A 25,597-nucleotide genomic window follows, 5' to 3' on the forward strand; every position below is an offset into this window, starting at 1 on the left:
TCAAATATACATATCATGAATGCGCACACGACCAATTTGTGAACCACCTAGCGAACCTTTCAAAACTCCACCAATACGTTTACCGCCTATATCAAAATGAATAGCTACCAAACTTACTTATTTAAATAATGAACGGCAGTATCTAATAGGAGCTCTGTACCTTTTGCAATATCTTCAATAGCGGCGTATTCTTCAGGGTTATGGCTGCCGCCGGTTGAACGGACAAATATCATCCCCATATCTGACAACTCCGCCATAATCTGGGCATCGTGTCCTCCGCCGCTCGCCATAACAAGCGCCTCTATATCCAATTCCTTACTTTTTTCTTCCATTACTTGGATTACCTCTGTGCTTGAAGGAGATGGTTGCGTTTTCTTTTCGTTAAACGTAAAGTTCAAATCCCTTTTCCTCGCGATACGCTCTGATGCTTCTTGTATTGTTTGGTACATATGATTAAGTTGTTCCCTATCAAGATGACGAATATCGATGGATAACTCTACTTTCCCTGGAATGATATTTGTTTCCCCTGGATATACATGAAGCGAACCTACTGCACCCACAGCCGAATCACCAAAGTCTAAACAAGTTTTCTCCACTTGTTCAATCAGCTCGCTTGCCCCTAACAATGCATCCTGGCGCATATTCATTGGTGTGCCGCCAATATGATTTGACTTCCCAACAATACTAACTTGCGACATAATAATACCTGGGATCCCTTTTACGATTCCAACTGAAATATCCTTTTGTTCCAAAACAGGACCTTGTTCTATATGCATTTCCAGGTATAATTCTTGCTCCCCTTTTTTCCTCGCTACATCAGCGAACAATAAATCGGGATCGAAACCGCATTCTTTCATGGCTTCTTTTCGCGAGATACCATTTACATCTTTTCTATCTAGGTCTTCTTGGGTAAACGTACCTGTAAAAGCCATACTTCCAAAAAACGCATTACCAAATCGACTGGCTTCTTCCTCCGAAAATGATATAACCTCAAGGGGCCTTTTAATACGAATATTATTTTCTAATATATATTGAGCTACCTCGATCGCACATATGACTCCCATCGTTCCGTCATACTTTCCGCCATTACTTACGGAATCAATATGCGATCCAATCACGATCGGTTTAGCGTTTTTTATTTCTCCTTCTTTGCGTCCAATTACATTGCCCGCTGGATCTTGCTGAACAGTTAAACCAGCTTCCGCCATCCAGTCTTTTACGATATCCTGCGCTTTTAATAATGCCTTAGAAAAAGCTAATCGTGTCACACCGCCATCGTTCGTCTTTTCAATTGTAGATAATTCCTGTATTCTGCTATCAATTCGTTCATAATTAATCATAATAAACCTCCTAACACCTATTTTCCTGGTGCTATATCGTATGGGGTAAGCAGATGCTGGAGCAGGTGGTATGACACAGAGCAGCGGGCAAAACAGCCTCCGCTGCACAAGCCAATCTTCCTGTTGGTTTGGCTCGCAGATTACTCCCGCAAACGCACCATGTCAAACCGATGACTACTCGCTCTTTTCACTTTACTCCTGACCATCAACTTTCAATCTATTTACGATAAACAACCTCAAACATCTTACAACCATTTGGTGATTTCCATGGCCCATGTTTCATTCCAGGTGGACGTGAAGCGACCATACCTTCACTAAATTCTTCATTTAATGTTAAATCAATGACTGACCCTTCAATGATATAAACCTCTTCCCAGAAATCATGCGATTGAACTCCTTCGTTCGTGGAATCAACGCCAGGGGCAAATTCAGAAACGCGGACCATATCTCCTGTTTCCGGATCATGGGATATAATCCGTTGTGTTCTTCCCGGAGTGGAGTTAGGAATCTGCTCCGCTTTCATATTGCTATAATGAGTGAACTCTACTTCTGGTCTAGACATATAATCATCTCCTATTTCAACTAATTAGGTTACCGTTTTGCATGGTCCTGCCAATGTTATCTATTTGGATCCCCTATTTGTTTTTTGTTTGTACATCTGTATACATATCTTTGGTTCTTTCAAGGTGATGTGTAATGGCGTGCAGAACCAGCTGTTTTTCCCCTTTTTCCAACCCCTCAATGATGTCATTATGCTCTTGAATAACTTCTTTTTTACGGCCTTTTTTTTGGATGACTTGCGAGCCTATTAATATCGTCAGGTTATGAAAAACGTCATACGATTTCAGAAATATATTATATCCCGATATTAAAAACATCTGCCGATGGAATTCCTTATCCAGGTTCATAAACGCATAGCCATCTTCCGTTTCCATACACTTTTCCTGTCGAAGCGTAATATCCTTTAGCATTTCTGATTTTTCAGGCGTGAAGTTTTGTAACAACGGCTCGATAATTTCTGATTCAATCACCTTTCTTAACAAAAATATTTGGTCAATCTCATTGTTGGAATACTTCCTTACTTTATAGCCTTTTCTAGGTTTGAATTCGATCAACTCTTCATTTACCAGGTCCATCATTGCTTCACGCAAAGGAGTTCTTGAAACATCCAATTGGTCAGCAAGGTTTTGCTCCGTAACATACTCTTCAGATGGAAAGTTATTACTTAGAATTACATCCTTCAGGTTTTTATAGATCATGTCTTTTAGCGTTTTGGTCTTGATGTCTTCTAGCTGGAAATTTCTCATTACGAATCCCTCATTATCTTTACGTAATCATTTAATACATTATTTCATGCAGCTTTTTAAAATAAAATCGCTATGCTTCTTGCATGTATAGCTAATCTATTGATGTCAGTTTAACTGCTAGTCAGCCTTTTCTTTATAAAAATTTATATAACGCTTTTCTCCTGCTGTCAAAAATCGGAATATCCTTCCTTATTTTCTTTATATACTCCAGGTCAAGGGTCGCTTCAACACTTGTTTCACTCTGATTATCAGCTTCAGCCAACACTTCGCCAAATGGATTTACAATCATGGAATGCCCTGCAAATGTAGTGCCAGTTGGCTGGGTACCTACAATATTTGACGAAACAATGTAACATTGATTTTCAATGGCCCTTGCTTTAAGCAATGTAATCCAATGTTCAGTCCGCTCAATTGGCCATTCCGCAACGACAAATATTACTTTTGCATCGTCCAAGGCTAAATCTCTGAAAACTTCGGGAAACCTTAAATCGTAACAAATCAACATTCCTACTTTTTCTCCATCCAGTTCAAACGTCTCTACTTCAGACGTTCCACCCGTTAAGAACTCCGGCTCATTAAGCATTGGCACAAGATGTATTTTTGAATATTCATGAATGAACTCGCCGTTTCGATTAATAACAAAAGCTGTATTGCTAATACCATTTCCTTTGTTGTTAGCAATGGAACCGGCTATGATATTGACATCATACGTTTTAGCAAGGTTTTGAATGAAACTTTTAACGGGCTCTAAATGGTCAGCCGCAATTTCATGTATTCTCTCTAAATCATAACCAGTTGTCCACATTTCTGGGAGAACAACTGTATCCGTATCCGTTAAATCCGCTTTGTCAAAAAGACTTAAGACCTTTTTTAAGTTTTCATCAACATCACCAAAAATAACTTCGAATTGAAATGATTGAACTTTCATAAGGCAGCTACTCCTTTAACTTTTTAATTTCATATTCCAGCTCTATTGAACTATTCATTTTATTATTTCGTATTCCACATCTGTATGCATCCCCATAAATAAAACCATTTAATAATGGAACGGTTCCACAAAACACAACAGCACGATTTAATTCAGCATTGTTTTCTGACAAGAAATGCTTGATTTCACGTAAGGGTATAATAGAAGAAACCTTGCCTTCCTGATATTTTATCCATTCTCCATCCTTCTGTACTTCCGCATATAGCTCCAGCTCGTCCCATTCTTTTTCCACATCATCCATACGCCATTTGTCAGACGCAATTGGTTTATCACATATCTGCTTTGACTTGTGGATCGATACTGTTTCCAACCCACGATCGGTATGGTCACTACCTACTGTCACATAAAGGGATCCATCAGATTCAGAAATTAAAACAATCTCCACTTCACCACTGGTTTGATCTCCTATAACCTGGATAGCCTTTTCGTTTGTGAGAAGGTTATTTTTTAAATGGTACAGTTCCGGGATAGTCTTAGGTTCAGGGACACCAATCTTTTTTAGTTCCTCGATATGTTCCCACGTTTTTTCTTTATCCCTGCCTGAGTATCCTATACAATACAGCTCTATATCTTCCATTAATTAATACTCCTTTCGCAAACGTATGATGTATATATTATATTGTGTAAAGTATTATGTATACATTATATTTTATAACTTATACTTTGTAAAGGATTTCATGTGAAAATATTTTGTCATTTGTACCCTGAAGAATGATACCATGTTTGAAATGACGCTTGGTGAGGAATCCTATTACTAAGATATGAATGAAGAAAGGATGAGAACGATGTTGGAAGTGAAAGGTCAAGAACAAGGCGCGATGTTGGAAATCACCACACAGGGTACCGCAACCCAAGAAGATCTGCAGAAATTCAAAGAAGCGTTGCAGGCCAAGACATTGCAGGAGGAACCAATCAACATCTTGTTTATTTTCAAGAATATCGAAGGCATCACAACCAAAGGACTAATGGAAGACTTGAAGACCTTTCCTTATATGAAGAGCATCAAAAAAGGTGCCATCATTAAGGATGACACCTTTACAAAACTAGACGCAACAATTGCAAATCTTATCCCAGGAGTAGAGGTCGCCCAGTATTCACTCGATGAACTGGAAAAGGCGAGAAAATGGTTGAGGGAGTGATGGGAAAAGGTAAAATTGTAGAATGCTGCACTCTTGTAAAAAGAAGTTTCTTACGTGAAATATTTTTTGAAGAGATTTTGGAAGTGAATAGCATTTGAATGAAAGGTTTAAATACACCTAATTCAGCCATTGCATCATGATTCGAGTAAAACCAGTTAGTGCAAAATAAATAAAAGACATCATAAACACCTTTTCTCTGCTTCACAATGACATTATTAATATATATCCAATAATAAAACACTTGGTTACTCTACAACATCCTCAGCCTTTTAATAACCAATAACATGTCGGAAGTGTTATTCATCTGTTGGTGGGGCTATGAGATCTGACCCGATGTCGCCATAATCATCACTTTCTTTCTATCCGTTACGAGCAGGAAAGAAGGATGACAACCAACCACCCTTATAATTTTTATCATTCTTTAACATGGTGTAAGTCAGCCGCTTTCCGACAAAACATAATCCGAGAAGTGGCACCCGAACTTCACATCAGGAAAAAGAATCCGCATGCCGCCGAATGAGTTCGTGAAAAGCAGTTGTTTCCTCTTCATGCATGCTGTCCGGTTTCTTAGGTATTATTAATCCTTGCAAATCGTTTACATACAGGAAAAAATGGTGCGGATCTTCCCTTAATTTTTCAAACCCTTCCCAATCGAAATGGGTGGTTACATCCGCCAGCACCCGATCAATGCCATTATCCGAAACAGTCATTTTACAAGCACCCAGCACGTGTGAATAATCCTTCTTTTGCATCTGCTTACTTAGCTTGAAAAACGCGATATTATTGTATAAAGATGGGAAAACCTTATAGTAAATGATTACTACAATTAGACTGGCAACAACAGTTATGAAAGAGGTATCTAACAGAAACAGGGCTGCCAATAAAAGTGCGATGGAGCTGATCCACTTGAAATATTGTTTTTTAATTCGATGCGTATAGGAATGCTTGATGACATTCTGTTGAAATGCAGCTAGATCGTCAAAATCAAGATGAAATTGTATGGTGATTTGTAAAACTCCCTTTCGCCAAACATTGGTAATCCTAATGTAGTGGGGTCTGCCCCCCCAAAAATCGTAAAATTGTGCGTTGCAAAACCCACCGCTGGAAATTTGGAATAATTTCATATATAATGGATATAGTTAAAGAGAGAAGCGCAATCAACACTTCTCTCTCTGCAACTGCTACCGTCCGGGTGGTGGTTGTCAAAATTTATTTCTTTTGAGAACCACCCTTTTTCTTTCGACGGAGCAGGGTGGTTTTCTCTTGTTCAAGAAAAGCTTTCTTAAAGAAATGCGCGCTAATTGCGCGAACCATTCCTTTTATAACTTCTCTAAGAAAATCAAGAAATGTCTCCATGATTATCACCTCCTTTCCGTTCCATAACGATCAGGAAAGAAGAGTGACAACCAACCACCCTTACAATACACAGTTGCTTCTTTATTTTATCATACTTTTACATGTTGCCATTCGGTCATCTTTCGACAAAATACGACATAACACAAGAAGCAACTTGTCACCCTTAACATAAGAATTGCTTCTAAAAAAATCAGTAAGCAAACAAAGGTAATGCGAAACGACTTCAATAATATTGAGACACAATATCTAATAGAGCCCCAGTAAGGTGCCTTTGAAGGCATCACTGGGGCGCTTGTGATTAGTTGTCATGATGTTTGTCTTTAGTATAATTTTTAATTGCAACTTACCTGTCTTCAAGTTTATAAGCCTGCATTCATTATTATCCGCACAAATTAAGATTTATCCTTTTGGCCAATCTCTCACTGGCTTGTACCCAGCGTTTTCAAGAAAATCTAGTTCCTGCTCTCTACTTAACCCCTGCATACCAATATCCTTCTGTAGAGCATTCACATGCATTCTAGCAGTATATTCCAGTGTTTGTAATGCCATTCGTGCTTCTTTTAGACTTTTATCGTAAACAATAACACCATGATTTTCTAACAGCATAACATTTGTTTTTTTAGCCTTTTCCTTCACTGCTTGGGCAAGTTCTTGACTACCAGGATGATAATACGGGATTCTCTCTATTCTTTCCAAATAGTACATGGCCTCTACAAAGTAATTGGAAGGTAGTTGAATGTCAGAACATGCTATAAGCGTACTATAAAAAGGTGATGCATGAAGAATAGCGTTTATTTCTGGACGTTCTTCATAAATCCCCTGATGCATAATATACTCTTTTGAAGGTTTTCTTCCTTCCATAAGTCCTTCCTTGAAACATAAAGAAAAATCATCGATTTCCATTTCCCCTAGATAGGTTCCGCTTGCAGATACATAAAATTGATCATCCTGCAAACGAGCACTAATATTTCCAGCAGTACCCCATGCTAGATTATTGTCCATCATGAATAATCCGGTTTGTTGTAACTTTTTTATCACTTCTAACCTTGCCATGATCTTCACTCCCCTTAATCAAATAAATCTAGTATCCCAATCGATACAGATGGAATAAATACAATGATTAATAACGTAATTAATACGGCAATATAGAACGGGATCATCCCTTTCGTCAGCTGATCTAGCCGTACATTACCTATCTTACCGGCAACAAATAAGTTTAGACCTAATGGTGGTGTTACCATTCCAATTGCCAAGGTAACAATCATAACAATACCAAAATGAACAGGGTTTATTCCTATTTCCATTGCCACTGGAGCTAAAATTGGTGCAAGAATAATAATGGAAGCATTTGTCTCCATAAACATTCCTACCAATAATAACAGAATCACAATGCAAACCAGAAAGATCGTTGGGTTATCCGAAAAGGATGTAAACGCATTTGCAACCCGTTGGGGAACATTCTGTAACGTTAATATCCAACTAAATAATCCAGCACTAGCTATAATGAACATAATCGTCGAAGTAGTTATCGTAGCCTGTGTCAACAGCTCCCAAATGTTCTTCCAATTAATAGCTTTATAGAACAAAATACTAACCAAGAATGCATAGGCTACAGCAACGCCTGCTGCTTCTGTCGCGGTGAAAACCCCGCTATAAATACCGCCTAAGATAATCACAGGCATAATCAGTGCCGGTATGGCATCAATAAAAGCTTTTCCTATTTCTGCACCAGTTTTCTTTTGTTCCTTCAGATAATTTCTCTTTTTGGAAAGGATGATAACTGTGATGATTAGCCCTAGACCAATCACAATACCTGGGATCATTCCCGCAAGAAAAAGATCTCCAATTGAAGTACCTGCAGCTACCCCAAATAAGATTAGCGGAATACTTGGCGGGATAATAATTCCCAAAGTACCGGAAACCGCTTGAACACTTCCAGCAAATTCACTGTGGTAACCACGTTTTACCATTGCAGGTATCAAAATAGACCCCAAAGCCGCGGTTGCCGCTACACTAGATCCCGAAATTGCCGCAAAGAACATGGTAGTAATGACTGTAACAATTGCAAGTCCGCCAGAAACATGGCCAGTTATCGCATTGGCCAGATTAATCAATCGCTGTGATATACCCCCATATTCCATGATAACGCCGGCCAGCATAAACAATGGTATCGCCATTAACGGAAATGAATCCAAGGACACAAATGCACGTTGGGCTAATACAAGAAGTGGCGTATCACCAGCTACCAATAATGCTAAGCTCGATGAAAGTCCTAAGGCAATTGCCACTGGAACACCGATCAGGAATAACACAACCAATGAAATAAATAAAACGGCAATCATTGAGCAGCACCTCCTTGGTGATTCGTACGGGTCAATCTCATTTCCACTAGCACCGCAAGCGCATTCAGCAACATTAAAGTAGAGCCAATTGGAATAGCCGCATAAGCAAATGACATGGAAAATTGAAGTGTTGGAGTTGCTTGTCCAATCACCGTTATCGTAAGAATAGAACCGTAATAACTTAGAAGTGCAAAAAACACAATACAAATCCATAGTGTTATTATAGTTAACTTCCTTTTATTTTTGCCACTTAACATCTCCGGAAGAAAGTCAATAGCAATATGCTGATGGGTTCTTATCGCTAACGCGGATCCAAAAAACACAATATAAACCATTAAATACCGTGATATTTCTTCTGACCAACTTAATGGATAATCCACAATAAACCTTGTAATAACCTGTAGAACGACAAGTATCGATAGAATGATAAACACCAATGAAACAATATATTTTAAAATTTGATTGACCTTATCCATAAAATGAACATAAGCTTGCATTCCACTCCCCCCTTATTTCCTCATGTGAACGATTTCATCGTAAAGTTCACGTCCATATTTGTCCGCTAACTTTTCATTTACCGGCTGGACAAGTTCCTGAAATGGTTCCTTGTCTATCTCAATAACCTTCACTCCAGCGTCAGTGATCATTTTAAGTGATGCTTCCTCTTGATCAGCTACTATTTTATTTTGATAGTTACGAGCTTCTAATGCAGCCTCTTCTACCGCCTTTTGTTCAGATTCACTTAATTTTTCATACGTCTTATCACTCATTAATAATTGAACATACCCATATACATGATCCGTTTTAACTAAATAATCCTGTACCTCTTGAATTTTAGCACTAGCTATAAACGGAATTGGATTTTCCTGTGCATCGATTACACCCGTTTGCAAGGAAGAATACACTTCACTAAAGTTCATCGGTGTCGGATTAGCTCCCATGGCATCCCAACCTTTTACAGATGCTTCAATATTCGGAACACGAATTTTGATCCCTTTTAAATCGGTTGGCTTTTCTACTAACTTATTGCTTGTTAGTTCTCTAGGTGGCCGAACCCAAAATTCTAAGCCTCTTACGCCAGTTTCCTCCAACATATCTTGCTGCAGTTTCTTTCCGCCTTCTCCATATAAAAATTCCTCTAGATGGTCCTGATCTTCAAATAAATATGGTAATTCTAAAATAGAATATGGCTTGTAAAAATTCGACATGACACCGGCAACAAGTGCGAAATCAACCGAACCGATCTGCATTCCTTCTACAAGATCCCGATCGGATCCCAAAGTCGAACTAGGATATAGTTCGACTTTAACCGATCCGTTCGTTTTTTCTTCCACTAATTCAGCAAACTTTTTTGCACCTTGATGCCAGGCATGATCTTCACTTTGGATGTGACCAAGTCTTAACGTCGTAACGTCTTTTGAACCGGCGCTCGTTGAACAACCTGCTAAAGCGATACAAACAATCAATCCGATTATCAATAAAGTCACTTTTTTTAACGTAGTCATGAAACCCCTCCCCTAGGAATCGAATCTTACAAGTACTTTAATCGACTGATCTTCCTTTTTATCTACCATTCGAAATCCTTCTGCTGCCTGTTCTCTATCAAGTTGGTGTGATATTACTTTTTCAACCGGTATTTCGTCCCGATCAATAATAGCTAATGCTTCTTGCGTATCTGGTCGATTATATGTCATACAACCTACTAGTTCTTTTTCATTTTGTTGTAATTGCTCGATATCTATTGTCTGCTGATTCTGGAACATCGCCACTGTTACGATACGTCCGCCTTTTCTTAGCAGGTTCATTGCATCGTTTACGATACCAGGCACACCAGCTGTAATGAGTACTTTGTCAAAGGAGCCGCCCATTTCTTTCTTAGCGATTTCCGTCCAGTTTTCTTTATCTTTGGTATTCATCGTTTTGCTCGCTCCCAATTCACTGGCCGCTTGTAACGAATAATCCAAAATATCTGTGATAAGCGTTTCCTCCACCCCACGATCACGTACAGCAGCAAGCGTTAACAAACCAATAGGACCTGCACCTAGAATGGCGACCCTTTCACCTGCTTTTATATCACCCTTAAAAGCAGCATGAACACCTACCGCCAATGGTTCAACAAGCACTCCCCGTTCATAACTTACCGATTCGGGAAGTTGGATTACTTGCGATTCTGGACAAACAAAGTAATCAGCCATGGTACCAAGCCAATTCCCCATACCTGGCGCCAAGCGTACATCGGAGTAATTAATATTTCCTGTCATGACACCCTCACTTTCACCTGTCCCGATTTGCGGTTCAACCGTAACTCGATCCCCTAGTTGAACATTGGTTACATTTTGTCCTACCTCTACCACTTCACCCGCAACCTCGTGGCCAATGACAACAGGGGGTTTTCGAAACGGATGTAATCCTTTATAGGTGTGGATATCCGACCCGCAGATCCCCGCAACCACTACTTTGATTAGAACTTCATTTTCCTTAATGGTTGGCCGGTCAATTTCTTTCACTTTAACTGTTTCTGCGTCTTCTACAAATACTGCTCTCATTATGTTCACTACCCCTTATCAATAAATTACTTAAATAACATAGCCTTTGATTCTTGAAGATGTTTTTTCATAAGTGTGGTTGTTTCAGCCTGATGATTCTTTAAAGCTTCGTAAATTTCCACATGATCTTGATAAAATTTTTGAACTCTACCAGGCTCTTTACTTAAATGTCGTAGGGTAATTCTACGTAAATGATCCTGATAGTTAAGCAGAATGCGGGTGATTTCACTATTTCCAGCTATTTCGCTAATCGTTAAATGAAATTCATGATCCGAAGCTGCAAATCCCTTCACATCCAAGTTCTCCGATGCAATCCTTGTATCTTCCAGATTTCTGTATAGTTCCTCAAGATCTTCTTTATTAATTCGAGGATATATATCTTCACAATTAAACGTTTCCAATGCAATCCGAAGATTATAAATATCATTTATTCGTTCAATCGATAAGTCATTAATAATAATTCCTTGTTTGGAAGAAACAGTGACAAATCCTTCTGCTTCCAGACGAACAAGTGCATTTTTGATTGGTGTTTTACTCATCTCTAACTCATTGATTAACGTTCGTTCTGATAAAAACATCCCCGGATAATATTGTTCTTCCAGTATTTTATCTTTAATCTTTTCATAGGCGATATCCTTTAGCAGCAATGTTCTCCTCCTCTTCGTTGGTTACCGACCGACATTAAAAACATTTTCAAAAAAGTTCTCTCCGCCTAATTGGCCACCTTTTAATGCAATTTCCATCTTATCAAACCGCTTATCCTCTGCATGTGCCAGACATAATGGTGCACCAGGTGCCACAGATTTCAGAACTTCCAAACCATAAATCCCCAGCTGTGAAGTTACGAATCCCGAAGTATCTCCGCCTGATATAACCACTCGTTGTAATGACGTATTTTCCAAGATATATTTTGTCCATCTTCCTAATTGTTGTCCGATATGTGTTCCCATATCTTTCTCTCCAATTTTTTTGGTTAGCAGATCTTTCGTAGCCTTAATTACAGGATCTTCTGTCCCTCTTGCAGTATAAAGAACCACTTTCTTTTCTGATTCAAGCAATTCTATTATTCTTTCCAGGTAAGTCTCAGGAATCGCATCCTCTATTAACAATTCATAAGGTAACTGCTCCATAAAGAAGCCTGCTTGTTCAGCTTCATCTAATTGACGTTTCGTAACATCCGAAACGCTTCCAGAGACAACAAGCATTCGATCTACTTCCTTTGGTTGATGAGCCTTTTCCTTACGCTGACTTATTCCTTCTTTCAACCACTTGGTACCAAAGGCATATTCGATCCCTGAAGATCCAACCAGGAAGCGGGATGAATCGCTTTTATGTTCCCAATTCCACTGAGCAAAGCGTTCCAAATGCTTCTCTTCTGACGCATCAAACACCGTAATATCTTTCGCGTCTGAAGCAAAATCTGTATAGTCTAAATCTGACTCTAAATCAAGGATAGAAAGATAGCCGATAGATTGATCCGTCTGCTTTTGTAAATGACTGCCCAAATCCGCCTCATCCATCGGTGTCACCGGATGCTTTGACATTACAGGATGCTTATCGAGCCGGTAAACCTCGCCATGAAAATTAGCAAAGTGATTTCCGAATACTGTATATCTACCTAGATCAGGAGCAGCAACCAAGAGTGGGTATGTGCCATCTTTAAAATAGTTTCTAGCTAAATCGCTGGCATATCCAATGCTTCCTATTTCCGGTGAAGAGTCAAAGGTGGAACACACTTTGTAATGTACGAAATAGGGATTAATTTCTTTAAACTTCTCAAAAACCGGAACAAGCTCCTCCCGCATTCCATTTTTATTCTTTGCTCGTGCTGTACCAGCTACTCCAATACATTGGACGTTTTGAAACCGATTCAACATTTCTTCACTCGGTGGTTCCAAAAATAAGATGGTTTGTAATCCAAAGCGATCCAAAGCCTCCATCGCATCGGTAGAACCGGTAAAATCATCTCCATAAAAAGCGAGTAAAAAGCGCTCATTCATTGTTTGTCACTCCATTTCACACAAATAAATCTAACTTAGATCTATGTTGTATCTATCTGTAGAATAACACAAACGCTTTCATAGATCAATGCACATTTTCTGTTTTTTGTGATTTAGAAGGTTAATCTTATATTGCAACCCTCACCTAATTATCATATTTTTTCGCCTTTGTTGGCGGCCTAAATACACAAATCACATACTCCCCCCCATCCCTACAACAACACATTTTGCATCAGTTTACATTTTTTCCTCACGCGTATATATTGTTATACAATTTCACGAAAAAGTTATATTTATACCTTAATTGCATACAATCAATCCAAAGGAGTCGTTATTTTATGAAACTAACACAAGCAGAAAAAGTAGCAATGGAATTAAAAAAGGATATTATCAAGGGTAATTTAAAACCTGGCCAGCGTTTAGTACAAGAAGAAATCAGCCATAGATTAGGCGTAAGCCGCATTCCGGTTAAAGAGGGACTGAAAAACTTAGACGCCCAAGGATTTATTCACCTTGAACCCTATAAAGGAGCGACAGTCAAGGAAATTTCAAAAAAAGATATACAGGAAACTTATTACTTACGATCCATATTAGAAGGGATTGCGTGTACTCAAGCAACAGTATTATTAACTAAAAAGGCAATAGACGATCTAAATGGAATCTTAAGCGAATCTGAGGAAGCACTAAAAACGAACAACATAGAACAATTTATTTCAATCTCTCGGAATTTTCATTTGTATATTATTAATCTATCTGGATATAACCGTCTCAAGTATTTAATAGATAGTCTATGGACTGGTATTGTTCCTTATACATCTCCAGAGACACTTAATGAAGAAGGTGAATTATCACTTTCTGATCATGAGTATATTTTGGAAAGGATGATAAATAAAGATGCATCAGGCGCAGAAAATGCCATGAGAATGCACATTCAACGAGGAGGATTGCATATTGTTAAATCCATACTATAGGAATATCCCCTAAGATATTGTTCCTACATCTCCTACCTATCTTTTTTGATTCATCTCAAAATCTTGAAGTGAGAATCTTACCGCCCGTTAAGAGTGGGATTAAAATTATGAAAGGGGTGATTCATTTCAAAAGTTGAACGGTAAAAAAATGCTTCTAATCCCTTAGTATTAACTATTGAAAAACAAAAAGGAGGAAAAGGCAATGACATTATTGCAAACATTATTATTTGCCCCTGCTAATCACCCAAGAAAGGTTCAAAAGGCTTTAAATCTTGAAGTAGATGCTATCATTATCGACTTAGAAGATGCATGTGCCATTGAAGAAAAGGAAAAATCCAGGCCATCTGTCGTTAAGGCTTTACAACTTCCACGAACTCCTAAAGCCTATGTTCGGGTAAATCCGATTTCAACTCCCTATTTTTTTGGAGATATAAATGCAGTAGTTATTCCAAATTTAGACGGAATTATACTTCCTAAGGTAGAAACTGCTGAAGATTTAACCATTGCAGATTGGATAATTTCTTCATTAGAGAAGGAGCTCAATCTCCCTTATCAATCGATTGACGTTATACCTATAATTGAAACCGCCAAAGGGGTGTCAAATTTAAAATCCATTTTGAAGAATAAAAAAAGGGTGAATCGGATTGCTTTTGGAGCAGGAGATTTTACAAATGATTTAGGGATAGAATGGAATAAGTCAAGCAATGAATTATTATATACCAAAAGTAAAATTGTAATAGAATCTAGAACGGCCAAATTAGATCCACCAATTGATACGGTTTATGTTGACCTTGGAGACCAAGAAGGCTTAAAGGAAGAAACAGAGGCTGCCAAGAAATTAGGTTTTCAAGGAAAATTATTGATTCATCCTCAACAAATTGAAATTGTAAAAACAATTATCAATCCGGGTGAAGACGAAATTAAAAAGGCTGAAGAAATTATTGAGGCTTTTGAAGAAGCTGAAAAAAATGGCTCCTCTTCTATACGAGTGGGGGATCAATTTGTTGATTACCCTGTAGTATACAATGCGAGAAAAATATTGTCCCTGGCTAAAAACAAATAAGATGGCCGCAATTACTTGGAAACAGTTTCTATCCTGACAATATTATCTAAGGAGGAAAAATAATGATTTTATCTAATATAAAGGTAATTGATGCCTCAACAATAATGGCGGCTCCCTTAATAGCAACGAATTTAGGAGACTTCGGTGCAGATGTAATCAAGATAGAACACCCCCAGAAAGGAGATTCATCACGTTCTCTTAGCATGAAGAAAAACGGAATCCCTTTGATGTGGAAGTGGTTATCACGTAATAAAAGACCGATTTCTCTTAATCTAAAGGGAGGATTTGATCAAGAAGTATTTATTAAACTTGTTAAAGAAAGTGATATCCTAATAGAAAATTTTCGTCCAGGAACTTTGGAAAAATGGGGAATTGGATCCAAAAAATTACGTGAAATTAATCCAAATTTAATTATGGTTCGAGTAACCGCATATGGGCAATACGGACCATATGCTAACAGGCCAGGATTCGGAACGGTCGCAGAAGCTATGAGTGGATTTGCACAAATGACAGGTTTTCCAGATGGACCACCGACACTTCCCCCTTTTGGTCTTGGTGATACTATAGCATCCCTAAATGGTACGTATGCCGTTATGATGGCTTTATATGACAGGGATGTAAATAAAAATGGAGGGCAAGTCATCGATATTTCTATTATAGAGTCTATGTTTGCAGCTTTAGGCAGCCAAACGACTGATTACGATGCTATCGGAAAGATTCCTAAAAGAGTAGGAAATCGTGTTCCATTTTCAGCACCGCGAAATCTATATAAAACACGTGATAATAAGTATGTTTGCATATCAGGTAGCGCCCAAACTATTACAAATCGCATTTTCAAAGCTATTGGCAGAGAGGATCTAATTACCGATCCGAGATTTGTCACGAATGATGTAAGGCTTAAAAACGTTGATGCGTTAGATAACATTATAGGCAGTTGGATAATCGAACGGGACCGCGATGACGTTATCGATATATTCAAAAAGGAACAGGCAGCAATAGGACCGATATATGATATAAGCGATATATTCACTGATCCTCATTTTATTGAACGTGAAATGATAAAAGAAATTGAAGATCCGGAATTGACAACAGTAAAAATGCAGAATATCGTTCCGCGGCTTTCAAACAATCCCGGGAAAATTCATTTTGCGGGAAAGGAAATGGGAGAATGCAATGAAGAGATACTAAAGGAACTAGGCTATTCAAGCGAAGTTATTAAAAAGTTTATTCGAAGCAGAGATAACGCCTAATAATCGAGCATATCCAAGTACGAATCAATAACTACATCTACTCCTACTTCACTAACAGATCGGGTAATTACATTCATCACTGTAGAGACCATCCTTAAATCCATATACACTTTAACCCGATCTATTCCAACAAAAACTTAAAACTTAATCTTTTGTAGTACTTTCAACTAAATTATCTGCATTAGTAAACTCAACGTGTTGCTTAATGTGAGTTCTATCAATATTTTAAACTGGGGGTATTAAAAATGGGAACAAGCAATAAACAATTAATTGTAGGTATGCGTCCTTCTGTCTTTGCTATGGTATTTGTTGTGTTATTTCTTGGCCTCTATCTTGATGTTCTTCCACATGATATGCTTGTTGGATTTGTGATTACAATGGTCTTTGGTGGGCTTTTGGCATGGATCGGAGACAATATCCCAGGACTCAGAACTTTCGGTGGTTCAGCAATACTTTGTGTACTTGTACCGCCAATTTTAATATACTATAACATTTTTCCGAAAAATGGCGTTGATCTAGTTGAAAATTTCTTTGGTGATCAGGGTTTTATAAACTTTCTAGTACCGGCTTTTATTGTTGGTAGTCTATTGAGTATGGATAGAACATTTTTAATTAAAGCAGGATCACGGTTTATAATCCCTGTGTTGGGAGGTCTCATTTTTGCCTTCATTATTGGAGGGCTAATAGCAAATCTTTTAGGGTATGGTTTCAAAGAAGCAATTTTGTATATCATTGCTCCTATTATGGGCGGGGGTATTTCAGCTGGCGCAATCCCTATGTCAGAAATTTACGCCTCAAATATGGAGGTAGATTCATCTGAGGCAATATCACTAATCGTTCCAGCTGTTATGGTTGGTAATATAATTTGCATATTTATCGCAGCAATACTAAGTGGACTTGGAAAGAAAAATAAAGATTTATTTAAAGGGTTCTCAGGCAATGGGGAAATGCTCAGGTCAAAAAATGTTGAATTAGCAGAAGAGAAAGAAGTAAATTCAGCAACTTTTTTAAATCTAGGAGTTGGTCTAGTCTTATCTGGATCTATCTACATTTTCGGAAATATTATTGGTCTATTGACACCCAGTATCCATCCATATGCTTGGATGATTATTACAGCAGCTTTATTGAAAATTCTTAACGTGTTACCCTCATCGGCTGAGAAAGCTGCAGTAGAATGGAATGGTTTTATAACCAAAACAATGATCCCAGCAATACTTGTTGCAGTAAGTATTGCATTAATTAAAATTGAGGAACTTATTGGTGCCTTGTCCGATCCATCGTATGTTATTATCGTTATTGTTACAGTAGCTTTAGCATCGCTTGGTGCAGGTATCTTTGGTTTGCTAGCAAGCATGTATTATGTGGAATCATCTATTACTGCCGGATTATGCATGGCGGATTTAGGTGGCTCCGGAGACGTTGCCGTATTAGGGGCGAGTGAAAGAATGAATCTTATGGCATTTGCTCAAATGTCCTCACGTTTAGGTGGAGCTCTAATATTAATCATTATGTCATTTTTAGCTCCGCTTTTATTGTAAGCGGTATCAATTGTTAGGGTACATTTGAAATACGTATAGTAAATATTTGACGTTACATCTAAAAACTTTCCAATAAAAACAATGGTTTAATGGCTATCTTATGGAAGGCTGGGTAAGCGTAAAATAATCTCCATTTGTAATGTTACAGTTGGTGATTATTTTACGCTTACCATGCTGTATATTATTTTGCGTAGTTGGCTGAAATCAATTTACATGGAAGAGACCTATATGCCTATTTTATCTCAAACCCCATATACCAATCCGCAAACCTCCCAAAGTTTCTGACCTACATCCAACACCCTCCTGCACAACTCAATCGATGCACAGGTCGCAGGTACATCCCCTGGCTTAATTGGTTCAAATAATGCTTTTTTCTCTATTTCACTGAATAAAATTTGTCCACGTATCTCTTTGTGATAACAAAGAATACATCTGGTATTCATCCTTTTATGAAAGGCTACTCTCACTGATGTCACTGACTTTGCATATTTTTCAAATAATATTCAATCCTTCGAAGCCAAATTTCCCCGGAATGTAATACCTACCACTTAAAACCAACCTTAGTATTTTAAAACCTAAGTATCTTTAATGAAACATGTACATCAAGCGCTTCTTCAGAATCATCCAAGCTAATTGCAGTGAATTCCTCCATTTTCAACATGCGATTTTTTACTATTTTCCAGTGGATGCCTAGCATGTCGGCCGTGTTTTATAATTTTGTTTGTTATCCAGGAAAGCTGTTAGAGAAGCCAACAGTTCCTTATTCGGATAATCTGATTCGATCAGCTTCATTAACTTTGGATTAATATATCTATCTAATGATACCTTTCTTTGGAGGTTGAACAAGGTTCGATAAATACCAAGGTCCCCATAGGAAAAAATATGTTTTTCTTGCTTCGCATATTGACGTTTCCCTATCTCTAAGGCATCTTTTGCTTGCGTATATGCCTTTGGAAAATCCAACGTGGGATTAACTAATTCGGATATCCCTGCGCATATGCCAAAGCTATGGGTAAACAGTGAGTTAAGGATATTGCGTATATACTGTACGATGTACTGATCGCAGCCTGCTAAAATGAGTGCAAGTTGATTTTCGTTTATCCAGAATTTGACTAACTTTACCTTCCTATACAAATGCAATGTCAACCGATCATCGAAATTTGTCATCACTTTTGAATCGAAGCTACTATTCTCCGCAATAACGACTAAAAAACTCTTTTCTGGAGACATGGAAAGGAACTCCAGCATACTTTCTCTTTCGTGGAAAGATAAATCTGTATGATGCAACAGCTCGTCAATGATCTGTAAATAGCGTTGTTGCCTTTTTTCCTTATTCATCAGATTTTTAATGTAGTTCAATTTAATAAAAGAAGCCGCAATATGGATAGAAATCTTTTCATTGTTTGTAAGCTGATGGTTTTCTGTCGATACAAATAGGTACATCTTTTTCAAATCGTCCAACTTAATCATCATCGTATAGGCATTTGCCGATTCGTATGCGATTAAATATTCGTTTATCCTTTCTGTACGAACGCTGTCGTCCAGCTGAATCGCCACGTCTTTTTGGGAAGGGAACGCTACATTTTCGCTATCATCATAAAGCAAAACCGGGCTGTCAATGATCTTTTTTAGTGAATGGATAATACTTTCAGACAATTTTATAACACTTATAAATTTACACATTTTACACTTAAGGTTTATGACATTGGGCCTGACCCCATAATCCTCAGCACCAATTGCCACTATCATATGATCCGTTCCTGTTTCTCGAATGAATTCCGCCCATTCCATTTTCACCTTGAATATGATTCAATAATGAATAACCATTGTTTTCGTCTCCTTATGATTAGGGATTAATAATAAGAAGTTCTGTGATAGGTGCTTCCATTATACTACGTGGTCTTTTTTCTCTATTTACTACACTAGACACCCATACTGAGCACAAAATATTATGACAGTAAAATTGGCATTTTCATTAACCAAGCGCAATGAGGTTGGCTATTCTATATATCACGAGACATGTCAATGCCGCTGGCTATTCATCCGTCATGGTTTGTGACCGCCAACAATTTACCACCCCTAATAACATTAGACAAATTGTAAAACAAAATATACAAAAAATTTATAATTGGTTAAATGTTTTATTACCTCATCAAGTTTATAATTAAAATGCTCCATTAATCAGTACAACTTTAGGAAAAGAAAATTAAGTTACTTATCAAGATTTTAAATAAGGAGGGTTCTAATGAAAGCGACATTTAAACACCCAAAAACTTTAAAAGGGTGGTTCAGTTTGGCACTAATCGCTTTTATAATTTTATTAGGAAGTTGGCCAATTATTCATTTGTTTAACACTGAAGTGATTATATTTGGATTACCTCTATTAATGATATGGTCTATTGTTCTTGTTATTTTAGCGACATTTTCAATGGTCTTAATTAATAAAATAGGAGGAGTTGACTGATGTATGAATATATACCACTAATGATAACGGTCTCATATATATTTATTGCTGTAATACTTGGCTTTTTTGCAGGAAAAGGAAAAAATATGGATAGTGTGGAAGAGTGGGGAGTTGGCAGCAGAAGTTTTGGGCCAATTATGATGTACCTGTTAATTGGGGCTGGAGGAGTAAGCGCTTATACATTTATGGGATCACCGGGATGGGCTTATTCTAAAGGGGTACCCGCATTATATGTTGTTGTTTATTTAACCTATATGGCGTTTCTTGCATGGTACTTCGGTCCAAAAGTTTGGGAACTTGGTAAAAAATATAATCACGTAACCCAGTCTGCTGCTATTTCTGATCGTTATGAAAGTAAAGCATTGGGTGGTTTAGCTTCCATTGTCACCTCCATTGGTATATTGGCCTATGCTGTTATTCAAACAACTGGTGCGGCTTATATCCTAAACGTAATGAGTTATGGCTTAATCCCTACTTGGGTTGGTGTATTCTTATCTTTAGGCGCCATCTCTATTTATCTATATAAAAGTGGCCTAAAAGCTATTGGTGTAACTAATGCCTTCCAAGGTGCTCTAATGATGTTTGTATCTTTCTTCGTTGGACTATGGGCAACCAAACACTTTACTGGAGGCTTTTCCGTCGCGCCAATTTTTGAACGAGTAAAAGAAGATGTTCCTGAATTTCTTACACTTCCTGGAGCATTAGGAGATATGAACGCTACATTTTGGACAACTTCCATATTAATATCCTTCTTCTCCATTTGGCAAACACACTGGATTCAATGGATGGGATCAAATTCTAAGCAATCTATCAGAAGATCTGCAACACTATTACCAACATTCTATCTTGTACTTATACCCATGATTATCGTTGGGTTTATCGGTATATTCATGTATCCAAATATCGGAAATGCCGATCAAGTTGCTATTAAATTAGCTATTGATACCATGCCCGTTATAGTTGCTGGATTACTCGGTGCTGGGACACTCGCAGCTGCCATGTCTTCTAGTGAACCTTGTATACATGCAACAGCATTAACTTATAGTAAAGATATTTTGCAACCACTTTTCAAATGGAGTGATGAAAAAGCAGGGAAATGGACAAGACGATTGATTTTCCCAATCATGGCATTTATTATCGCACCTATTTCAATTTTAGAACCAGCAAGTCTGGTTTATATTTTATTAATAGGTTATGGATTTATTGCTCAGGCATTTCCATCTATCATTGGGATTTTCTTATGGCCAAGAGCAACGAAACACGGTGCATTCTGGGGATTATTCGTTGGTTTTATTGTAACCGTTATCTTCTCCTTCGTCATCCCACATCCGCTTGATATACATGCTGGTATATGGGGATTAATCGCTAATGCCGTAATATTTGCGATCGTTTCACTTATGACACAACCTGCTTCTAAAGAAACGATTGAACGTTTCTTTCCAGACATGGTGCAAGACCTATATGAAGATGAATCGAATGCTTTATTACAAGTAGAAACAAAATAATTAATTAGGAGGAAAATCAAATGGAAAAACAATATCTTTTTATTGATGGAGAAATTATTACCGTAAACGATAAGGATGAGATTGCTGAAGCCGTGGCTGTGAAAGGAAATAAGATTACAGCTATTGGCTCAACCGAAGAAATATTAGATTTGAAAGATAAAAACACCGAAGTTATTGATTTAAAAGGAAAAACACTGGTACCAGGATTTATCGACTCCCACTTGCATATTTCCATGTATGGAACCAATTGCGTCTCCATTTCCTGCAAGGATAAGGACATCCTGTCAATTGATGATCTTCTCCAGAAAATTAAGAAACGGGCTAATCAGACACCGAAAGGACAATGGATTCGGGCATGGGGATACAATGAAAATAGCATCAAGGATAAACGGTTCCCAACAAAAGAAGAACTAAATGCCATTACAACTGAGCATCCTATCATTATTTCAAGGACATGTGGTCATATTTCGGTGGTGAATAGCCATGCATTAGAAACTGCCAATATTGACAGGTACACTCCAGATCCTGATGGTGGAAAAATTGATAGGAATACGAAAGGTGAATTAACTGGATTATTGCTTGAAAATGCCCATATGAAAATGTTCGCAATTGCATCCTTCTCAGAAGAGGAATTATCTGACGCACATAAAATCGCTTCCGAGCATTTTGCGGAAAAAGGAATTACCTCCCTTCATGACGCAACAGGATACGGACTGGAAAATCTACGTTGTTTGCAAACTGATTCAAAGAAAGGTCTGATTAAACAAAGAGTCTATGCCATGGTCGGTGCCTTAAATGATGCACAAAATGTTGTGAAGCATATGACTCATGCGGGTGTTTTTACAGGCTTAGGTGATGATAAGTTTAGAATTGGACCTGTTAAACTCTTCCTTGATGGAAGCAGTAGTGGCCCAACGATTTGGACTCGCGAGCCTTATACAAGTGATCAAGAAAACTATGGAATTCACTATTTTTCCCAGGAAGAAGTAGACGAACTATTTATCCCTGCACATGAAAAAGGTTGGCAAATCACTGCGCATGCCCAAGGGGATGCTGCAATCGATATGCTATTAAATACGATCGAAAAAGCAAATCGACTTCATACAAGAGAAAATACGAGACATCGAATTGAACATGCGGGAATTGCTACACCTGATCTAATGGATAGAATGAAAGAGCAAAACGTTGTTCCAATTCCAAATCCCGCCTTTCTTTACGAGTATGGAGACGGATATGTTAAAAACTATGGAGAACGAGCAAAGACGATGTACCCAATGGGAGCATATGAAAGAGCCGATATACCTGCAGCTATCGGATCAGATTGTCCTGTAACAGATTTTAATCCAATGCGCGGAATTCATGCTGCAATTACACGAAGATCTAGTTCTGAACAAGTAATCGGTGAAGATAAAACAGTATCTTTACTTCAAGCCATTCGTATGTATACTTTACATGGGGCCTATGCCTCCTTTGAAGAAAATATAAAAGGAAGCATTGAACCAGGAAAACTTGCAGACTTAGTCCTGCTTGATCGTTCCATCACTAGAACAGATCTTGATGATTTACCTGAGGTTCTTGTGGAGTGGACAATGATTGACGGAGAATTAGTTTATCAAAAATCTAAAGAAGGTATCCAAGTATGAGTGGATTTCTTTCAAATGAGAATAAGATTGTTACATTGTCAGGGTCACCCTATGAAATTGGATATAAACATGGAAAAACCACAAAAAAGAAAGTATGTCAAAGCTTGCAAACGTACGAAAAAATGTTTAAAGAAACATTAGGAATAAGCTGGAAGGATGCGAGCAAAAAAGCACTATTACATGTTCCAGCAATAGAAAAATATAATGAAAATTATATAAAAGAAATGGAAGGAATAGCTGACGGTGCTTCTGTAACTTTTGAGGATATACTAACACTTAATACTAGAAGCGAAATCGCCTTAATAGATGCACCTGATGGCTGCACTTCTTTTGCACTTACCAAACCAAAAACCAACAAAACTTGGCTAGCACAAAATTGGGATTGGAAGGGTACACAAATTGATTCATTAGTTCATTTAAAAATCGAGCAAAAAGAACTGCCAACTTTACAAATGATAACAGAAGCTGGCATTATCGGAAAAATAGGCTCCAACAATGCAGGTATAGGTGTATGTCTTAATGCCTTAGTAACAAATACATGGGAACCTAAAGTTCCTATTCATTTGGGACTAAGAGCAATTCTTGAATCAGAAACATTCGAAGAAGCTATCTCTAGGGTAGGCGGGGATCAAATGGCATCCCCTGCTCATTTTTTAATTGCTTCAAAAACAGGAGAGTTGGCAAGTATGGAAGTATCTCCTATTCATACTGCAAAAATTTTATCAGCAAACGGTACTCTCGTCCATACTAATCACCTCTGTTCAGCTGAAATGAGGGGCATCATTCAAGAAGAAATAGCCTCTAATTCCTATCAGCGCCTTACGACGATGGATGAAATGATACAATTATTAGATGAAAAGGACATCAAGGAGGAGGAAGTATTCGAATTGTTATCCAATCACAAGGATTTTCCTACTTCCATATGCCGGCACTTTTTGGAGGAGACTGAGTTTAAACTAACAGAAATGGAAACTGTTTTTAGTATAGCTATGAACCTAACAGATAATGTTCTTACATGGTTAAAAGGAAAACCATGTGAACATTTATCTAAATAAAGTTATATCTGAATTATTCATACCTCTATACAAAAAAAGATGAAGGAAGCCTAAGTTCGTACCGGCACAGCTAAACCACTGTCACCGCGCAGAAAAGGGATGGTTTCGGGAACCTTCTCGTTGCAATGGTTGATAACAGCTATATGAAATCCACCACACCATTGGAAGTATAGACAATTCCTAGGCGTAGCTTAGCTTTCAAAAGTCGCCTGTGATACCATCGAAGGCAATCAAAGGATGAAATCCGATGGTTCCATAATGCGTGTTGAACGTTGCATCCTCCTGATTGCCATATGTATCTGCATGGGTGGAATCCAGATCGAGAATGATCGACTTGGCGTTTCTATATTATGCACCTTATCTAAAAGCTCCTGATTTGCCTGATTTAATTGTTTCATTGACTCATCATCAAATCTTGGGAAAAGCCAGGATAAACTTGGTTGGGAAGCTAAGGTATCTGTTCCTGCAACCTGCGTAAAAACGGGATCATTCGTTAATTAATCAGCTGTATCATCCTCAGCATATCCAGCAATGATTTGATGAATTTTTTGACGGTGTAACTGTTCATTGGCGTGAACATAGTAACGTCTATCATCTTTAAGTTTTAAATACTGTTTCAGTGTGGAGAAGAAACCAATCTTTCCATCGAACTACTGTTCCAAACATGCCACCTTGTGTAGTGGTCATTTCCAGTGTACCCAAATAATTATCGTGGCTCGTCGCGCGGGTGCAATCCTTTACAAGCTGATTACAGCCAACAAAATGTACCACTAGTGACATCTTATTTACCACCGAATGCCAAGAAATGTACCACAAAGTGACAAATAAATGTACCACTTACGCAATTACCTTCTATATAATTAATGAGCATGCCTTTGGTGTGACATAATTATAGGAGGTATTTTTTAATGATTCACTATCGAAAGATACTGGAATGGACGATGAAGGTATTAGCCTTAGAGGCATTTCAGTAAGTACAGGCAACTCTCGCCAGAAGGTAACAGAAGTTATTGTGTATTTGGCAAGTAAAAAATGTATGAAATGGCATTTAAAATTGTATGCCACTTGCCACCCCTAATTATTCATGTAA

26 protein-coding genes and 1 pseudogene are annotated in these 25,597 nt (G+C 37.9%); 9 read left to right on the forward strand and 18 right to left on the reverse strand.

Annotated elements, in window-relative coordinates; translation table 11 throughout:
* Positions 1-113: 113 nt before the first annotated feature.
* From WMZ97_RS07585 to WMZ97_RS07605, 5 genes are all read right to left on the reverse strand, one after another.
* On the reverse strand, positions 114-1,340 hold the full coding sequence (locus tag WMZ97_RS07585) for a M20 family metallo-hydrolase (RefSeq protein ID WP_343271485.1): 1,227 nt from the start codon (positions 1,338-1,340) through the stop codon (positions 114-116).
* Positions 1,341-1,557: 217 nt separating this feature from the next.
* Entirely contained in the window at positions 1,558-1,902 is a 345-nt protein-coding gene (locus WMZ97_RS07590; RefSeq protein ID WP_343271486.1) for a cupin domain-containing protein, read from the reverse strand.
* A 73-nt stretch (positions 1,903-1,975) separates the two neighbouring features.
* Positions 1,976-2,647 carry a GntR family transcriptional regulator gene (locus tag WMZ97_RS07595; RefSeq protein WP_343271487.1) on the reverse strand — a complete coding sequence of 224 codons (672 nt, stop codon included), beginning with the start codon at positions 2,645-2,647 and terminating at the stop codon, positions 1,976-1,978.
* Positions 2,648-2,780: 133 nt separating this feature from the next.
* On the reverse strand, positions 2,781-3,575 hold the full coding sequence (locus tag WMZ97_RS07600) for a carbon-nitrogen family hydrolase (RefSeq protein WP_343271488.1): 795 nt from the start codon (positions 3,573-3,575) through the stop codon (positions 2,781-2,783).
* 7 nt (positions 3,576-3,582) lie between these two features.
* The gene (locus tag WMZ97_RS07605) at positions 3,583-4,212 is read right to left on the reverse strand and encodes a DUF2848 family protein (RefSeq protein WP_343271489.1); all 630 of its coding nucleotides are present in this window, start codon (positions 4,210-4,212) and stop codon (positions 3,583-3,585) included.
* A 208-nt stretch (positions 4,213-4,420) separates the two neighbouring features.
* Between WMZ97_RS07605 and WMZ97_RS07610 the strand changes: the two genes are divergently transcribed.
* Positions 4,421-4,774, forward strand: coding sequence for a SpoIIAA family protein (locus tag WMZ97_RS07610; RefSeq protein ID WP_343271490.1), 354 nt, complete (start codon positions 4,421-4,423; stop codon positions 4,772-4,774).
* A gap of 488 nt (positions 4,775-5,262) precedes the next feature.
* Here the strand turns inward: WMZ97_RS07610 and WMZ97_RS07615 are convergent, their stop codons facing one another.
* From WMZ97_RS07615 to WMZ97_RS07655, 9 genes are all read right to left on the reverse strand, one after another.
* A complete protein-coding gene (locus WMZ97_RS07615) occupies positions 5,263-5,898 on the reverse strand; it encodes a YcxB family protein (RefSeq protein WP_343271491.1) in 636 nt (211 codons plus the stop codon).
* Between the two features lie 85 nt (positions 5,899-5,983).
* Positions 5,984-6,130, reverse strand: a complete 147-nt coding sequence (locus WMZ97_RS07620; protein WP_343271492.1) for a hypothetical protein — start codon at positions 6,128-6,130, stop codon at positions 5,984-5,986.
* Positions 6,131-6,529: 399 nt separating this feature from the next.
* On the reverse strand, positions 6,530-7,183 hold the full coding sequence (locus tag WMZ97_RS07625; RefSeq protein ID WP_343271493.1) for a class II aldolase/adducin family protein: 654 nt from the start codon (positions 7,181-7,183) through the stop codon (positions 6,530-6,532).
* Positions 7,184-7,197: 14 nt separating this feature from the next.
* Positions 7,198-8,472 (reverse strand): TRAP transporter large permease, encoded by a 1,275-nt coding sequence (locus tag WMZ97_RS07630; protein ID WP_343271494.1) that lies wholly within the window; start codon positions 8,470-8,472, stop codon positions 7,198-7,200.
* Positions 8,469-8,969 (reverse strand): TRAP transporter small permease, encoded by a 501-nt coding sequence (locus WMZ97_RS07635; protein ID WP_343271495.1) that lies wholly within the window; start codon positions 8,967-8,969, stop codon positions 8,469-8,471. The genes WMZ97_RS07630 and WMZ97_RS07635 overlap by 4 nt, the downstream gene beginning before the upstream one ends.
* Before the next feature lie 12 nt (positions 8,970-8,981).
* Positions 8,982-9,977, reverse strand: coding sequence for a TRAP transporter substrate-binding protein (locus WMZ97_RS07640; protein ID WP_343271496.1), 996 nt, complete (start codon positions 9,975-9,977; stop codon positions 8,982-8,984).
* Between the two features lie 12 nt (positions 9,978-9,989).
* On the reverse strand, positions 9,990-11,018 hold the full coding sequence (locus WMZ97_RS07645; RefSeq protein WP_343271497.1) for a zinc-dependent alcohol dehydrogenase: 1,029 nt from the start codon (positions 11,016-11,018) through the stop codon (positions 9,990-9,992).
* 26 nt (positions 11,019-11,044) lie between these two features.
* Positions 11,045-11,665, reverse strand: a complete 621-nt coding sequence (locus tag WMZ97_RS07650; protein WP_343271498.1) for a GntR family transcriptional regulator — start codon at positions 11,663-11,665, stop codon at positions 11,045-11,047.
* Between the two features lie 21 nt (positions 11,666-11,686).
* Positions 11,687-13,018, reverse strand: coding sequence for a four-carbon acid sugar kinase family protein (locus WMZ97_RS07655; RefSeq protein WP_343271499.1), 1,332 nt, complete (start codon positions 13,016-13,018; stop codon positions 11,687-11,689).
* A 338-nt stretch (positions 13,019-13,356) separates the two neighbouring features.
* Between WMZ97_RS07655 and WMZ97_RS07660 the strand changes: the two genes are divergently transcribed.
* The 4 genes from WMZ97_RS07660 to WMZ97_RS07675 all read left to right on the forward strand — a co-directional run bounded on the left by WMZ97_RS07660 (position 13,357) and on the right by WMZ97_RS07675 (position 17,840).
* Complete coding sequence (locus WMZ97_RS07660; protein WP_343271500.1) at positions 13,357-13,989, forward strand: GntR family transcriptional regulator; 633 nt, start codon at positions 13,357-13,359, stop codon at positions 13,987-13,989.
* Positions 13,990-14,191: 202 nt separating this feature from the next.
* Positions 14,192-15,052, forward strand: a complete 861-nt coding sequence (locus WMZ97_RS07665) for an HpcH/HpaI aldolase/citrate lyase family protein (RefSeq protein WP_343271501.1) — start codon at positions 14,192-14,194, stop codon at positions 15,050-15,052.
* A gap of 62 nt (positions 15,053-15,114) precedes the next feature.
* Positions 15,115-16,302, forward strand: a complete 1,188-nt coding sequence (locus WMZ97_RS07670; RefSeq protein WP_343271502.1) for a CaiB/BaiF CoA transferase family protein — start codon at positions 15,115-15,117, stop codon at positions 16,300-16,302.
* Between the two features lie 245 nt (positions 16,303-16,547).
* Positions 16,548-17,840 (forward strand): 2-hydroxycarboxylate transporter family protein, encoded by a 1,293-nt coding sequence (locus WMZ97_RS07675; RefSeq protein ID WP_343271503.1) that lies wholly within the window; start codon positions 16,548-16,550, stop codon positions 17,838-17,840.
* 568 nt (positions 17,841-18,408) lie between these two features.
* On the opposite strand, the gene WMZ97_RS21885 is transcribed toward WMZ97_RS07675, so the two are convergent.
* Together WMZ97_RS21885 and WMZ97_RS07680 are read right to left on the reverse strand one after the other, a co-directional pair.
* Complete coding sequence (locus WMZ97_RS21885; RefSeq protein ID WP_405027664.1) at positions 18,409-18,537, reverse strand: hypothetical protein; 129 nt, start codon at positions 18,535-18,537, stop codon at positions 18,409-18,411.
* Positions 18,531-19,496, reverse strand: coding sequence for a PucR family transcriptional regulator (locus WMZ97_RS07680; RefSeq protein ID WP_343271504.1), 966 nt, complete (start codon positions 19,494-19,496; stop codon positions 18,531-18,533). The genes WMZ97_RS21885 and WMZ97_RS07680 overlap by 7 nt, the downstream gene beginning before the upstream one ends.
* A gap of 589 nt (positions 19,497-20,085) precedes the next feature.
* Between WMZ97_RS07680 and WMZ97_RS07685 the strand changes: the two genes are divergently transcribed.
* The 4 genes from WMZ97_RS07685 to WMZ97_RS07700 are packed head-to-tail and all read left to right on the forward strand — an operon-like array spanning position 20,086 to position 24,507.
* The gene (locus WMZ97_RS07685) at positions 20,086-20,304 is read left to right on the forward strand and encodes a hypothetical protein (RefSeq protein ID WP_343271505.1); all 219 of its coding nucleotides are present in this window, start codon (positions 20,086-20,088) and stop codon (positions 20,302-20,304) included.
* Positions 20,304-21,809 carry a sodium:solute symporter family protein gene (locus tag WMZ97_RS07690; RefSeq protein ID WP_343271506.1) on the forward strand — a complete coding sequence of 502 codons (1,506 nt, stop codon included), beginning with the start codon at positions 20,304-20,306 and terminating at the stop codon, positions 21,807-21,809. The genes WMZ97_RS07685 and WMZ97_RS07690 overlap by 1 nt, the downstream gene beginning before the upstream one ends.
* Before the next feature lie 20 nt (positions 21,810-21,829).
* A complete protein-coding gene (locus tag WMZ97_RS07695; protein ID WP_343271507.1) occupies positions 21,830-23,452 on the forward strand; it encodes an amidohydrolase in 1,623 nt (540 codons plus the stop codon).
* Entirely contained in the window at positions 23,449-24,507 is a 1,059-nt protein-coding gene (locus tag WMZ97_RS07700; RefSeq protein ID WP_343271508.1) for a C45 family peptidase, read from the forward strand. The genes WMZ97_RS07695 and WMZ97_RS07700 overlap by 4 nt, the downstream gene beginning before the upstream one ends.
* Positions 24,508-24,569: 62 nt before the next feature.
* On the opposite strand, the pseudogene WMZ97_RS07705 reads toward WMZ97_RS07700, so the two are convergent.
* Both WMZ97_RS07705 and WMZ97_RS07710 read right to left on the reverse strand, forming a co-directional pair.
* Positions 24,570-25,157, reverse strand: a pseudogene (locus tag WMZ97_RS07705) (transposase); the annotation flags it as partial.
* Entirely contained in the window at positions 25,105-25,287 is a 183-nt protein-coding gene (locus WMZ97_RS07710; protein WP_343271517.1) for a hypothetical protein, read from the reverse strand. The pseudogene WMZ97_RS07705 and the gene WMZ97_RS07710, both read right to left, overlap by 53 nt.
* Positions 25,288-25,597: the final 310 nt, after the last annotated feature.

The sequence above is a fragment of the Lentibacillus songyuanensis genome, from assembly GCF_039548255.1.
GTDB lineage: Bacteria > Bacillota > Bacilli > Bacillales > Amphibacillaceae > Lentibacillus_C > Lentibacillus_C songyuanensis.